Genomic DNA, 13,562 nt, shown 5'->3' with positions numbered 1-13,562 from the left:
CGGCATCGCGCCGAGAGCGGCGTCATATAGCGCGCTGGGGGCAAAAGCCAAGCGGCCGTGTCCGTCGCGCGAGCGGATTTGCGCCCGGCGCGCGATGGGCTAGGAGGCAGTCATGACGTTGCCCGGTTCCAGTCCCGCCGCCTCCCCCCTCTTCCTGCGCGAGGAGGAGATCCGGCGCGGCATCGAATTGCTGCAGTTCGGCCATGCCGCGCTGGCGGAGGTGATGGAGCCGGTGCTGGCGACCCACGGGCTCGGCCGGGCGCACCAGCGCGCGCTTTATTTCATTGCCCGCCGGCCCGATCTCAGCGTCTCCGCGCTGATCCGCCTGTTGGGGGTGACCAAGCAGTCGCTCGGGCGCGTGCTGGACGAGCTCGCCGAGCGCGGCTTCGTGGAGATGGCGCCCGGCCTGCGGGACCGGCGCCAGCGGCTGCTGCGCCTCACCGCGAGCGGCGAGGCGATCGAAAGAGCCCTGTTCGATGCCATGCGCGAGCGAGTCGCCGCGGCTTATTCCGCCGCCGGACAGGGCTCCGTGACCGGCTTCTGGCGCGTGCTCGAAAACCTGCTCGATGCCGATCATCAGCGGATGGTCGCGGGGCTCCAGATCGGCGCCTAGCCGCTCAGGTCCAGGATTACGGCCTGAATGAACCGCGCGTGCGCGCCGCGCCCGCCACCTGCAATGATTGCACGAACTGTGTTATTGGTATAGTACACGATGATGCTGACCGTCACCCGATTGTCCCGATCCTACCGCCGCAAGGCGGTGCTGGCTGGCGTGTCCGCGCATTTCCCGGTCGGCCTTTCGCTGCTTGTCGGGCCGAGCGGCGCGGGCAAGTCCACGCTGCTGCGCCTCATCGCCACGGCGGAAAAGCCCGATGGCGGGGTGATCGGATGGGAAGGCGTGCCGCTTCCCCGCGCCCGCGCGGCCCTGCGCCGGACGCTCGGCTATGCGCCGCAGGCCGTCGACCTGCCCGAGGAACTCACCGGCCGCGAGTTCGCCATGCACATGGCGGCGCTCAAGGGGCTCGATCTGCGGACCGCCGATGCGCAGTTCGGTGCCATCACCGATCGCATCGGCCTTCATGCGGACATCAACGGGCGGATCGCCACTTATTCGGGCGGGATGCGTCGGCGGCTGGTCTTCGCGCAGGCGCTGCTCGGCACGCCGCGCCTGCTGGTGCTTGACGAGCCGACGGCCGAGCTGGATGCGGAGACCGCGCATCATGTCGGCCTGCTCATTCTCGAGCGCGCGCAGGAGGCTTGCGTCATCATGACGACGCATCTGGCCGATGCGCTGGCGCCGCAGGCCGTGCAGGTGCTGCGGGTCGAGGCGGGCAAGATGACTGCCGCGTCATGAGCGCGGCCGGCGTAGTCCGCTCGGCCGCCCGCGCGGGCCTGCTGCGCTATCGCCGCAGCTGGGGCTTGTGGCTGCTGCTGCTTGTCGCGCCGGTCGGCGCGCGCTTCATGATCGGGGACGAGAGCGGCGGCGTGCACATCGCCATCGACAATCGGCTGCCCCTGCTCACCGCGCCGGTGCTCGGCCTGTGGCTGGGCATCGTGGTCTCCACGCTGCTGCTGCCGGTGGCTTATGCCTATCTGCGCGCGAACGTCACACGTCGCCAGCCCTGGCAGGTGGAGGAGGTGACCGCGGCGTCCCGCATCGCGATCATGCTGGGGCGTTTCGTTGCCGATGCGGCGGTCCTCCTCGCCGCGCTCACCGCGCTCACGCTGGCCGGCTGGTTCCTCTGCTGGCTGCTCGCGCAAGGCCCGCTCGATCTGCCGGGCATGAGCTATGGCCTGTGGATCATCGCGGCGCCCTCGCTCATCGGTCTTGCCGCCTTGCGCTGCTGGCTGAGCGCGCGGCCCTGGCTGCGCGGCGGGGCGGGCGATCTGCTGTTCGTCCTGCTGTGGCTCACGTCCATCGCCATGCCCGCCATGATGCAGGGCAGCGCCTCCTCCTTCAGCAGCAATCTGCTCGATTTCGCCGGCTATTACCGGCCGCTGGTCGCCGGGGCGCCGGGCGGCGCCAGCGATTTCGCCATCGGCGGGGTGGAGGTCGAGCCCGGGCGCGTCGTGCTGGACGTGGCGAAGGCGCTGGGCGCACCCGGCTATGCCGCCTCGCGCATGGCGTGGATCGGCATCGCCATTCTCCTGGTGATCCTCTCGGGGCTCGCTTATCGGCCGCACCGGGCCGGCCGGCGCGCACCGATGCAGGGCCGCCTCGCCCGCCTTCTCTCGGCCGGCCCCCCGCCTCCCGCCGATCCGGCAGCGTCGCCCGCCCTGCCCGCGCGCCGGCCGTTCGCGGGCCTGCTGTGGAGCGAGCTCAGGCTCATCGGCACGGGCCGGGTCTTCCTGCTGCTGGCGAGCGCGGCCGCCGCCATCGGGCTGGCCGGGGATTATCGGCGCGGGGGCAGCGTCGCTGCGCTGTTGCTGCTCGCCTTCGCGCTGAGTGCCCATGCGGGCCGGTGCGAGGCGCGCGGATTGCTCATGCTGACCCGCACGACATGCGTCACGCCGGCCGCGCGCCGCGCTGCCTTCCTGGCGGCGGGCACGCTCTGGGCGCTGCTGATGGCGCTGCCTGCCGCGCTGGTCCGCCTCTCGCCCGATCCGCTGCTGCTCGCGCTCGGCACCGGGGCGGCGGCCTCGGCCGGGGCGCTCGGGCTGGCGATGCTCAGCGGCGGCCCCTTCGCGCCCCGCCTTGTCCTGCTCGTCGCCTGGTACGCTTATTTTTCGGCCTGAGGCTTAGGGCTGATCGACATTCAGATGATGGCGTGACGAAAATGGTGGTTTTCCGGGACCCGGCGCGCAGCGTACTCAAGGTACGTGAGCACCGGAAGCCCGGGAAACCGCGATTTGCAGGCCGACAGCGCTGGAGCTGAAGGCGTCCGTAGGACAATGTCGATTAGCCCTAGTCCGCCTGCTGCGATGCCGCTGCCAGCGCTGCGCCGCGATCGCGTGCCGCGCGCACGGTGCGGGCAATGAGCGGGGCAAGCCCGTCCTCCTCGTCCAGCACGTTCAGCCCTTCCCGGGTCATGCCGCCCTTGCTGGCCACCGCATCGGCCATCGCGGCGGGTGCCACGTCACTCGATGCGGCACTCAGCGCGGCGCCTTCCATGGTCGCGAGCGCCATGCGCGCCGCCATGTCGGGCGCAAGGCCGAGCTCTGCGCCGGCCGTGCTCAACGCGTCGATGAACCGGTAGACGAAAGCGGGACCGCAACCGGCCAGCGCGGTCGCCGTATCGAACAGCGCTTCGTCCTCGAGCCATTCCACCAGCCCCAGCGCGCGGCACAGGGCATCGGCCTGCGCCCACACGCCGTCCGGCATGCCCGGCTCGCCATAGAGCGTGGAGACGCCCTTGCCGATGCGCACCGGCAGATTGGGCATGCAGCGCAGGATCGCGCCTGCTTGCGGAAAGGCGCTGCGCAACCGCGCGGCGGGAACGCCGGCGAGGATGGAAAGAAGCACGGTCTCGGGGCCGATCAGTCCGGTCAGCCCGGGCGCGACCGCGCCGAGCTGCTGCGGCTTGAAGGCCAGCATCACCACCGTGCCGGGCTCCAGTGGCCCTTCGACCTGCGTGACGACGGTTACGCCCGGCGCGACGGGCCGGCCGCTCGGGCGGACGACGGTCACGCGCTCCGCCGGCAGGCCAAGTTCCAGCCAGCGGGCCAGCATGGCGCCCGCCATGTTCCCGCAACCGATGAGCAGAAGTCGCGCCGGCCAGCCGGCGTCCGCGTCAGGCTTCGCCATGCGTCTCGATCATGCTTGCCGCCATCGCTTCGAGAGGGGTCTTGCCGCCCCACAGCACGAACTGGAACACGGGGTAGAAGCGCTCGCACTCGTCGATCGCGCTTTCCACCAGCAATTGCGCCTGATCCAGCGTGAGCGATCCGCTCGGCCCCAGCAGCGCACCATGGCGGAACAGCAATGTGCTGCTGGCCGACCAGAGTTCGAAATGGCCGAGCCAGAGCTGCTCGTTGATGAGCGCGATGGTCTCGCAAATGGCGATGCGCTTGTCGTCCGCCACGCGGATGTCGGGCAGGACGAGCAGCTGGAGCACCATGTCGTCGTCCCGCCAGATCGCCCGGACCTCATATTCGGTCCAGCTCCCGCGGTGGCGCGCCACGATCTCGTCCTCGCCGACATGCTCGAAGGCCCATTCATGCGCTTCGAAATAGGCAGCGAGCATGTCGATCGGTTCGGCTTCCTGCTCGCCGATGGTAAATCCGTCCCGGTCCATCATCTCAAAATATCGCAAATCCGTGTCTGTTGGGGCCGGCCGCAGTCCGCCCTTGTCACACCATATCTAGCATGGCGCCGCTGGAGCGCAAAGCGCCGGGGGCACCGGCACCGCCATCCGAGGCCGCCATTGTGCGCCAAATGGTGGATAAGCTGTGGATAAGGCGGGGACGAAACGCGCTCGTCCCTCGGGCGGCACGCCGATGCGCCACAGCCGATCCGGCGCGCTTTCAACGGACAAGCATGCGCCTGCCCCGCGTTCCGGCAGGGCAGGCGAAAGATAGGTCTGCGCCGAAACGCGGCCGGCGCTCAGTCCGGCTTCCGGGCGGCCCGGGCGCGGGGCTTGGCCTGCGCTGCGGCGGCAGGCGCGGCCGGCGCCTTGCCCTCGAGCGCGGCCAGCCGGGCCTCGAGCTGCGCGACCTGCTCGCGCGCCTCGGCAGCCATCTGCTTCACGGCATCGAATTCCTCGCGGCTGACGAAATCCAGCCCGCCGATCCATTCGCGCGCGCGCTCGCGGGCATTGCCTTCAAACTCGCGGGTCATGCCCGCGACCGTGCCCGCGGCCCCGTTGATGATCCTTGAGAGGTCGTCGAAAAAACGGTTCTCGCTCTGCATCGTTCGAATTCCTTTCCGCCCCCGTGGCGGCATATCATCAGATTTGGGTACGCACACCGGGCGGCACAAGGCTTTCCGCGTCAGGATTTGCGCGGTCGATCTGGTAGGCGAGTATGCTCGCGAAGGATAGCCAGACGAGATAGGGCACCATCAGCCAGGCCGCCAGCGTCCGCACGCGGCCGAACAGCAGCGTCGTGACCACCGCCAGCGCGAGGATCACGAGGATGAGATAGAAAGCCAGCGTTGCTTCGTGCGCGCCGAAGAACAGCGGCGACCAGGCGAGGTTGCAGGCGAGCTGGACGAGGAACAATGTGATCGCGATGCCCCGCCCCCGCGCGCCGCGCGCATGGAGCACCATCGCCAGCGCGAGGCCCATGAGCAGGTAGAGCAGCGGCCAGACGGTGCCGAACACCCAGCCCGGCGGCGTGACGTCCGGCTTGTCCAGCGCGGCGAACCAGCGATTGCCGTAGCCGCTGCCGGAGACATAGCCCGAGACCACGCCCAGGAACATGATGGTGGGCACGGTGACCAGTGCCCAGCGGAGATAGGAAAGGCGAAGCTGTCCTCGCGAGGCTATTTCGTTCACGCGTACGCCTCGAAGCCAGAGCTCATTTTCCGAATCCCCCAACCGCTGAAATCCCGGATGCGCAAGGTTTGCGGCCTCTCATCCTGCCACGCAAGCGGAAATGCCGCAGATGCGAGACAGGATCGTGTCAGGTCGTGGCGCGCTGTGCCGCGATGAGAAATTCCACATTGCCTTCCGGCCCGGTGATGGGGCTCGGGGTGATGCCGATCACCTGCCAGCCCGGCTGCGCGGCGAGCCAGCTGCGCACATCATCGCACACGCGCGCATGGATCGCCGGGTCGCGCACCACGCCGCCCTTGCCGACATCGGCGCGCCCCGCCTCGAACTGGGGCTTGATGAGTGCCACCAGCAGCGCGCCGGGCGCCGCGAAGCCGAGCGGACGCTCCAGCACCTTGGCAAGGCTGATGAAGCTCGCATCGCACACGATGATGTCGATCGGCTCGGGCACATGGGCCTCGGTGAGGATGCGGGCGCTCGTCTGCTCATGGACGACGACGCGCGGGTCCTGCCGCAGCTTCCAGGCGAGCTGGTTGGTGCCGCTGTCGATCGCATAGACCCGCGCCGCCCCGTTCGTCAGCAGCACGTCGGTGAAGCCGCCGGTGGAGCTGCCCACGTCCATGGCCACGCGGCCGCTCACGTCGAGCGCAAAATGCGCCAGCGCATGGGCGAGCTTCAGCCCCCCGCGCGAGACCCATGGATGATCGCGCCCGCGCAGGGTGATCGCGGCATCCTCGGCCACCGCCTGCCCCGCCTTGTCGACCGGCTTGTCGCCCACCAGCACATTGCCGGCCATGATGAGCGCCTGCGCGCGGGTGCGGCTCTCCGCCAGCCCGCGGTCCACCAGCAGCTGGTCGAGCCGTTTCTTCGCCATGGGCTCAGTTCTTCACGAGGGCGGTGAGCATGGCGGGCGTCAGCACTTGCGGCAGCGCGGCCGGCTGCGCGGCGCCCGGCGCATAATGAAGGTAGAGCGGCACGCCCGAGCGCCCGTGCTCCTCCAGGAAGCGGCTGATGGCGGGGTCCGCATTGGTCCAGTCGCCCACCATCACGGCCACATTGCCCCGCTCGAAGGCGCGGCGCACCTCGGCCCGGTCGATGGCGTTGGCTTCGTTCACCTTGCAGGTGAGGCACCAGTCCGCCGTGAAATAGAGGAAGACCGGGCGCTTCTCCGCCCGCAGCGCGGCAAGGCGCGCGGCATTGAAGGGTTCTCCCGCCAGCGCCGCGCCCGTGGCCGGCCGGTCCGAGCGCACCAGCGGCGGCGCGGCGATCGCTGCCGTGCCCAGCAGCACCAGCGCCAGCGCGCCCGCCGCCCGGGGCGTGACATGGCCCAGTCGCTGGCGGCGGCCGAGCAGCACGAGCAGAACGACGGTCACCAGCGCCAGCGCCGCGCCGAGCGCGATGCCGCCCGTCCCGAGCTGGCGCGAGAGCAGCCACGCCAGCCCCAGCGCCGTCAGCCCCATCGGCACGGCCATGATCCTGCGGAAGCGCGTCATCCAGCCGCCCGGGCGCGGCATCAGCCGGCGCAACGCGGGAACGAAGGCAATGGCGATGAACGGCGTGGCGAGGCCCAGTCCCAGCCCGGCGAAGACGGTCAGCGCGAGCGGCCAGGGCAGCACCAGCGCGGCGCCCATGGCCGCGCCCATGAAGGGCCCGGTGCAGGGCGTGGCGACGAAGGCGGCGAGGATGCCGGTCCAGAACGCGCCGACATGGCCGCCCTGCCCAGCCTTGCCCTGTCCCACGCCGATGGTGCCGATCTCGAAGGCGCCGGCCAGATTGAGCGTGATCGCCACCATCAGCACCAGCAGCAGCGCAATGACGCGCGGGTCCTGGAGCTGGAACGCCCAGCCGATCTGCGCGCCGCCCGCGCGAATGGCCAGCATCAGCGCGCCCAGCGCAAGGCAGGTGAGCAGGATGCCGGCGGTATAGGCCAGCGCTTCCCCGCGCGCCTGCCGCTGGTCACCCCCGGCTTTCGCGAGACTGATCGCCTTGAGGCTCAGGATCGGGAAGACGCAGGGCATGATGTTGAGGACGAGCCCGCCGAGGAAGGCCCCGCCCAGCGCCAGCAGCACGCCGGCCAGACTGAGGCCCCCGCTGGCTGCCATATCGCCGCCACCGTCGACCCAGGCCCCGCCGGACGGCACCGTTCCCGGCGCCGCGCGAATCTGCAGCGCAACGCCTGGCGAGATCGCCAGCACGCCCTCGATCACGCCGTCCGTCGCCGCGCCGTCGCTTGCCTGCATCTCGATCACCAGCGCATCGCCCATCCGCCGCGCCCGCTGGGGCTCGGCATAGCGCACGCGCTGCGGTGTCTGTGCAAAGAACCACGGCTCGCTCACCGGCGCGGCGGCGGGATAAGGCACAGCGATGGCGATGCGCCCGTCCTGCGCCGCATAGCTCGCCTGCTGGTCGAGCGGCCGAGGCAGCGCCGCGCGGAAACCGTCGAACAGCGCCCGGTCCCCGGGCCGGATCGCGCCGTCGCCAATGGTCAGCGTGGTCGCGATCTCGCCTTGCTCGGGCACGCAGATGCTGTCCGTGCAGGCCAGCCATTGCGCCTTGCCGCGAATGGGCAGCCTTGTCCCCTTCGCCAGACCGGCCGGCAGGGTGACGTCGAGCAGCACCGCATAGTCATGCTCGTAGACATGGTTCATGAGGCCCGCGATCAGCAGCCGCTCCGGCACCGGATAGCGGAACGACCCCGCCTTCACGCCTTCGGGCAGGTCCCATGCCACGCGCATGCCCGCGCCTGCATCCCCCGGATTCTCCCAATATCCGTGCCAGCCCTTGTCCGGGCGCATGACGATGGCGAGCGTCACCGTTTCGCCCGCCGCCGGCGTCGGCGTCTCGGCCGCCAGCGATGCGCGGATATGCGGCGTGCCGTTCTGCGCGAAGGCGCCGCCCGCCTGGGCATGGGCGCCCGAGGCGCTCGCCAGCGCCGCCAGCAGCAGGCAGGCAGCCATCAAAAGGCCATTGAGCAGGCGCAAGGGAAGGTCCATGGAGCGATCCATCGGCCGGATATCTAGGCGCAGCCTATCGTCATCCCAAGGAGAATTTCATGAAGCGCATGCTCGCGGGCTTTCTCACAGGCACCATGCTGGCCCTATCGGTGCCGACAAGCGCCCAGCCCGCCCCTGCCCCCGTTTCCGCGCCCGCCGCGACGCCCGCCAAACCGCCCCGGCTGCTGGTGGTGATTTCCGTCGACCAGTTCTCGGCAGACGTCTTCGCGGCCCATCGCGCTTCATGGACCGGCGGCCTTGCCCGGCTGACGCAGGGCGCCGTCTTCCCCAAGGGCTATCAGAGCCACGCCGCGACGGAGACCTGCCCCGGCCACTCGACGATCCTCACCGGCAATCGCCCGGGCCATACCGGCATCGTCGCCAATGACTGGATCGACCAGTCCGTCGCCCGGGCGGACAAGACGGTCTATTGCTCGGAGGATCCCGCGCAACCCGGCAGCAGCTCGCGCGATTATGTCGCGTCGGTCCAGTTCCTGCGCGTGCCCACGCTCGGCGATTACATGAAGACTGCCAATCCCGCCTCGAAGGTCGTGTCCGTCGCGGGCAAGGACCGCGCGGCGATCATGATGGGCGGGCGCAAGCTCGATCAGATCTGGTGGTGGGGCGCGGATGGGTTCACCAGCTACAAGGGCACGGCGGTGACGCCGCTGGTGCAGCGCGTGAATGCGGGCGTGAAGATGCTGATCGATCAGGATCGCCCCGCCATGGACATCCCCGATCAGTGCCGCGCGGTGGATCGGCCCGTGCAGGTGACGCCGACCGTCTCCGTGGGCGCCGGCCATTTCGCGCGCAAGGCAGGCGACATCCGCGCTTTCCGCGCCTCGCCGGAATATGACGCGGCAGTGCTCGCGCTCGGCGCCAGCCTGCTGGAGGACCAGAAGCTGGGCCGGGGCGATGCGACGGACCTGCTCATCCTCGGCCTCTCCGCCACCGATTATATCGGCCACAGCTTTGGCACGCGCGGCGCGGAAATGTGCCTGCAGATGGACAGCCTCGATCGCGAGCTGGGCGCTTTCTTCGACCGGCTGGATGCCGCGGGGATCGATTATATGGTCGCGCTCACGGCCGATCATGGCGGGCAGGACCTGCCCGAGCGGCAGCGCGAACAGGCAGCGAGCGATGCCGCGCGCGTGCAGCCGTCGCTTTACCCCAAGGCGGTCAGCGCGGCGCTGGCGGCGAAGACCGGCCTCACCGGCGATCTCATCCTCGGCACCGGCCCCTTTGGTGACGTCTACGTCAACCGCAGCCTCACGCCCGCACAGCAGGCGCAGGTGCTCAAGGAAGCGCGCGCTTTCTACCTCGCCCATCCGCAGGTCGAGACCGTGTTCACCCGCGCCGAGCTGGCCGCTGCGCCAGAGCCGTCCGGCCCGCCGGAAAGCTGGAGCCTGCTCACCATGGCGAAGGCGAGCTTCGATCCGCAGCGCTCGGGCGATCTTGTCGTGCTGCTCAAGCCCCGCGTCACGCCCATCGCGGATGGCGGCGCGGGCTATGTCGCCACGCATGGCAGCCCGTGGGACTATGACCGTCGCGTGCCGATGCTGTTCTGGCGCAAGGACATGGTGCACATGGAGCAGCCGCTCGGCGTCGAAACGGTGGACATCCTCCCCACCCTCGCCGCGCAGATCGGCCTCGCCCTGCCCGCGACCGGCATCGACGGCAAATGCCTCGATCTGGATGCCACCGCCGCGAGCAGCTGCCCCGCCCGGTAAAGCCCTGCGCCGCGGACACATTCCCGCGGCCGGCGGCGCACCATATCTCGTCATTCACGACGTCATCCCGGACTCGATCCGGGATCCCGCTACCTTGAAGATCGCCGGGTCCAGCCGGTTTGAGAAAATGGAAGAAGCGTCATCCCGGATCGAGTCCGGGATGACGAAGGAAAATGGCTGAAGAGCGCGTTTCTGGCTCCCTCAAAGTCCGCGAATTTGTCCACACCGTGGGGCATCGAAATTCAGTTGAAGGCGTGGCGATGTCGATCAGCCCTCCCCGCACGGGCAGTTGCGGGGCCATGGAAGATCGCTAAACTCCCCTGACAGATCCGGCGGACCGGCCGGGCGCAAGCGACAGGAGAGCGAATGACCAGCCAGGGCCGCATCGTCATTACCGGAGCCTCGGGCCAATATGGACGGCTCGCCACGGACCTGCTGATCGCGCAGGGGCTGGCGGACCGGCTCATCCTCATCACCCGCAGCCCCGCCCGCCTCGCCGATCGCGTCGCGCAGGGCTGCACGGTGCGCTATGGCGACTATGACAAGCCGGAGACGCTGGCCGATGCCGTCCGGGACGCAGAGAAGATGCTGCTCATTTCCGGCACGCGGGTCGGCGCGCGCGTCGTCCAGCACGAGGCGGCGATCGATGCGGCGACGGCGGCCGGTGTCCGGCACATTCTCTACACCAGCTTCATCGGCATCGACGATCCCGCCAATCCCGCCGAGGTGCGGCACGACCATATCGAGACGGAGCGGCTCATGCGCGCGTCCGGCATGGCATGGACGGCATTGCGGGACGCCCATTATGCCGATGCCATGCTGCTCATGGCGGGCCCGGGGATGATGGCCACCGGCAAATGGGTGAGCAATGCCGGAGACGGGCGCGAGGCGATGGTCTGGCGGGATGATTGCGTGGCCTGCGCGGTCGCCGTGCTCACGACGCCGGGCCATGAGAACAAGGTCTACAACATCACCGGGCCGGCGCTTCAGACCTTCGACGAGGTCGCCGCGCTGGTGCGGGAGATCACCGGCCGTCCGCTCGAGCATGTGAAGGTGGACGATGAAGGCCAATATGCCCTTTTCGATGCCATGGGCATTCCGCGCCGCCCGGTCGACGACCAGTATGTGAAGGGCATTCCCTGGAATAGCGACGACATGGTGACCTTCGGCCGCGCCATTCGCGAGGGTTTCCTGGAGATCTGCACGGACGACGTCGAGAGGCTCACCGGTCGCAAGGCGCGCTCCGTGCGCCAGATGATCGAGGAGAACCGCGAGATGCTGCAGGCGGCGGCGGACAATGCGGCCCAGCCCGCATGAACCGCGCCGATTATGCGCGCTACCTCGCCGCCTTCAACGCGAAGGACCAGGGCTGATCGACATTCAGATGATGGCGTGACGAAAATGGTGGTTTTCCGGGACCCGGCGCGCAGCGTACTCAAGGTACGTGAGCACCGGAAGCCCGGGAAACCGCGATTTGCAGGCCGCCAGCGCTGAATATCGATCAGCCCTGGACGCGGTCTGTGATTTCTATGCCGAGCCCATGGACATGCGGTTCTTCGGCGTCGTGCTGCGCTCCCGGGAGGATATGAAGCGCTTTTACGGCTTCCTTCATGCCCATGTGCTGGAGAGCGTGCGCGTCCTCAATTTCGCGGCAAGCGACACGCTCACCGCCGTCGATGCGATCGTCCGGGTGGAAGGCATCAGCGATCTCGACCGCACAACGCTCGATGCGAACGGCGCGCCGGGGCTCTTCCCCATTCGCAAGGGCGAAGTGCAGGAGATGCGGCAATTCATCTTCTACACGCTGCGCGAGGGGAAGATCGCCAATGTGGAATGCGCGCTCATGCCGTCCGGCTGAACCCGCCGCCCGCAGGCGTCTTTCGGACAAGCCGGACAAAAGGACGGCTCCGGCCGCCAGAACGGCCGGAGCCTTGCGGAACGGCCCCCCGCGGAAACGGATGATGGGGACCGTTCAACCTCGCTGGATTACTTCACTTGCTTCCCGTGCTTCACCACGATGTCGACGCGCTGGAGCAGCGCCACCTGATTGAGCACATCGCCTTTCACCGCGATAATGTCCGCATATTTCCCCTCGGTGACAGTGCCGTAGTCCTTGTCCGCCTTCATCGCCACGGCGGGCCAGTAAGTGGCGGCGCGGATGGCCTCGATGGCCGGCACGTCGAACTTGTTCACCCACAGGTCGATTTCCTGCCAGGTGCTGCCTGAGTGGAAGAACATGGGCACGCCCGAGTCCGTGCCGATCAGCAGCACCGCCCCGGATTGGCGCAGCTGGTCGAACTTGCGGCGCAGCGTGGGGCCGCGCTGGGGCACCTGCTTGAAATATTCGATGCGCTCGGGATGGCTCAGGGACTGGCGGATGTCCGTGACGATCTCCGGAGGCAGGCCTTCATGCCACGCCTCGCCGTCCACGAACTCGGGATTGTTGATCCAGTCGGGATAGTTGTTGAGGATCGCGACGGTGGGCGTCCAGAACAGCGGGCCGAGCGCGCCGCTGCGCCCCGTGCGCTCCACCAGCATGTCCATCACGTCTTTGGGGAATTCGGGCGCTGCGCCAAGGCCGGTATGCTCGAAATCGTCGACGCCCGCTTTCAGGCCAAGGCGGATTTCCTCGGGGCGATGGGCATGGGCCACCACCTGCAGGCCATGGGCATGGGCCTCGTCGACGATCGCCGTGATCTCGGCCCTCGCTCATCTCGTCCACGTCGATCAGCTTGACCAGATCGACGCCCGCCTTGGCGATCCGCCGGATCTTCGCGCGGGCATCCTCGGGTGAGGAGACGCCCCAGCGATAGCGCTCGGTGCCGGGATAAGGCTTCTTCTGGATGAACGGGCCGGAGACGAACAGCGTCGGCCCCGGGATCTTGCCGGCCTTGATCGCGTCGCGCACCGCGATGCTGTCCTCCAGCGCCGCCCCCAGATCGCGTGCGCCGGTGATGCCGGCCATGAGCAGCTGCTTGGCGCTGGCGGGCATGATGACGTCGCGGAACTGGTCGGGATAGGTCTTCTGCCAATGCTCATAGACCGAATGGCCGGTCAGCATCAGGTGGACATGCATGTCCCACAGGCCCGGCAGCACGGTCATGCCTTCGGTGGAGATCCGCTTCGCGTCCGCCGGCACCGCCAGCGTGTCGACCGTACCCACCGCCACGATCCGCTCGTTCTCGACAAGAATCACGCTGTTGCGGATCGGCGCCTTGAGCGTGCCGTCCACCAGCGTCCCGCCGACCAGCGCCAGCGTCTCCGCCCGCGCGGCCATGCCCGGAATGATCTGCGCAAGCAGCAGCGCGGCTGCCGCGACAATGAATCGGACCATGTCTATCCCCCGTGATGAGGGGACAGTATCAAACCGTATACTAAATACAACCCGTCTTGCGGCGATCCGCGAC

Annotated in this window: 14 protein-coding genes; 6 read left to right on the top strand and 8 right to left on the bottom strand. The window is 68.7% G+C overall.

Annotated features, from left to right (window positions below; translation table 11 throughout):
• The first annotated feature begins 112 nt into the window (after positions 1-112).
• The 3 genes from HNP60_RS03470 to HNP60_RS03460 all read left to right on the top strand — a co-directional run bounded on the left by HNP60_RS03470 (position 113) and on the right by HNP60_RS03460 (position 2,736).
• Positions 113-613: a MarR family winged helix-turn-helix transcriptional regulator gene (locus HNP60_RS03470; protein ID WP_014075068.1), complete on the top strand. Its 501-nt coding sequence runs from the start codon at positions 113-115 to the stop codon at positions 611-613.
• Positions 614-712: 99 nt separating this feature from the next.
• Positions 713-1,354 carry an ATP-binding cassette domain-containing protein gene (locus tag HNP60_RS03465; RefSeq protein ID WP_184150247.1) on the top strand — a complete coding sequence of 214 codons (642 nt, stop codon included), beginning with the start codon at positions 713-715 and terminating at the stop codon, positions 1,352-1,354.
• The gene (locus HNP60_RS03460; RefSeq protein WP_184150244.1) at positions 1,351-2,736 is read left to right on the top strand and encodes a hypothetical protein; all 1,386 of its coding nucleotides are present in this window, start codon (positions 1,351-1,353) and stop codon (positions 2,734-2,736) included. The genes HNP60_RS03465 and HNP60_RS03460 overlap by 4 nt, the downstream gene beginning before the upstream one ends.
• 169 nt (positions 2,737-2,905) lie before the next feature.
• On the opposite strand, the gene HNP60_RS03455 is transcribed toward HNP60_RS03460, so the two are convergent.
• The 6 genes from HNP60_RS03455 to HNP60_RS03430 form a co-directional block, all read right to left on the bottom strand.
• Positions 2,906-3,745, bottom strand: a complete 840-nt coding sequence (locus tag HNP60_RS03455; RefSeq protein WP_184150241.1) for a pyrroline-5-carboxylate reductase family protein — start codon at positions 3,743-3,745, stop codon at positions 2,906-2,908.
• On the bottom strand, positions 3,732-4,238 hold the full coding sequence (locus tag HNP60_RS03450; RefSeq protein ID WP_014075064.1) for a type III secretion system chaperone family protein: 507 nt from the start codon (positions 4,236-4,238) through the stop codon (positions 3,732-3,734). Before HNP60_RS03450 ends, HNP60_RS03455 begins: the two co-directional genes overlap by 14 nt.
• Positions 4,239-4,543: 305 nt before the next feature.
• Complete coding sequence (locus tag HNP60_RS03445; protein ID WP_184150238.1) at positions 4,544-4,849, bottom strand: accessory factor UbiK family protein; 306 nt, start codon at positions 4,847-4,849, stop codon at positions 4,544-4,546.
• 37 nt (positions 4,850-4,886) lie between these two features.
• Positions 4,887-5,435: a TspO/MBR family protein gene (locus tag HNP60_RS03440; protein ID WP_014075062.1), complete on the bottom strand. Its 549-nt coding sequence runs from the start codon at positions 5,433-5,435 to the stop codon at positions 4,887-4,889.
• A gap of 127 nt (positions 5,436-5,562) precedes the next feature.
• On the bottom strand, positions 5,563-6,306 hold the full coding sequence (locus HNP60_RS03435; RefSeq protein WP_184150235.1) for a TlyA family RNA methyltransferase: 744 nt from the start codon (positions 6,304-6,306) through the stop codon (positions 5,563-5,565).
• Positions 6,307-6,310: 4 nt separating this feature from the next.
• Positions 6,311-8,437: a protein-disulfide reductase DsbD family protein gene (locus HNP60_RS03430; RefSeq protein ID WP_260394628.1), complete on the bottom strand. Its 2,127-nt coding sequence runs from the start codon at positions 8,435-8,437 to the stop codon at positions 6,311-6,313.
• A gap of 56 nt (positions 8,438-8,493) precedes the next feature.
• On the opposite strand from HNP60_RS03430, the gene HNP60_RS03425 reads away from it, so the two are divergent.
• From HNP60_RS03425 to HNP60_RS03415, 3 genes are all read left to right on the top strand, one after another.
• Positions 8,494-10,155, top strand: coding sequence for an alkaline phosphatase family protein (locus HNP60_RS03425; RefSeq protein WP_420825239.1), 1,662 nt, complete (start codon positions 8,494-8,496; stop codon positions 10,153-10,155).
• Between the two features lie 366 nt (positions 10,156-10,521).
• Positions 10,522-11,472, top strand: a complete 951-nt coding sequence (locus HNP60_RS03420; protein WP_184150229.1) for an SDR family oxidoreductase — start codon at positions 10,522-10,524, stop codon at positions 11,470-11,472.
• Positions 11,473-11,629: 157 nt separating this feature from the next.
• A complete protein-coding gene (locus tag HNP60_RS03415) occupies positions 11,630-12,013 on the top strand; it encodes a nuclear transport factor 2 family protein (protein ID WP_260394627.1) in 384 nt (127 codons plus the stop codon).
• A gap of 128 nt (positions 12,014-12,141) precedes the next feature.
• Here the strand turns inward: HNP60_RS03415 and HNP60_RS19835 are convergent, their stop codons facing one another.
• Both HNP60_RS19835 and HNP60_RS03410 read right to left on the bottom strand, forming a co-directional pair.
• Positions 12,142-12,393 carry an amidohydrolase family protein gene (locus tag HNP60_RS19835; RefSeq protein WP_260395001.1) on the bottom strand — a complete coding sequence of 84 codons (252 nt, stop codon included), beginning with the start codon at positions 12,391-12,393 and terminating at the stop codon, positions 12,142-12,144.
• A gap of 169 nt (positions 12,394-12,562) precedes the next feature.
• Positions 12,563-13,489 carry an amidohydrolase family protein gene (locus HNP60_RS03410; RefSeq protein ID WP_221416045.1) on the bottom strand — a complete coding sequence of 309 codons (927 nt, stop codon included), beginning with the start codon at positions 13,487-13,489 and terminating at the stop codon, positions 12,563-12,565.
• Between the last annotated feature and the right edge of the window lie 73 nt (positions 13,490-13,562).

Origin of the sequence: Sphingobium lignivorans (assembly GCF_014203955.1) — a bacterium.
Classification (GTDB): Bacteria; Pseudomonadota; Alphaproteobacteria; order Sphingomonadales; family Sphingomonadaceae; genus Sphingobium; species Sphingobium lignivorans.
The sequence above is the reverse complement of the archived record's forward strand: the minus strand, read 5'-3'. Positions and strand labels throughout refer to the sequence as shown.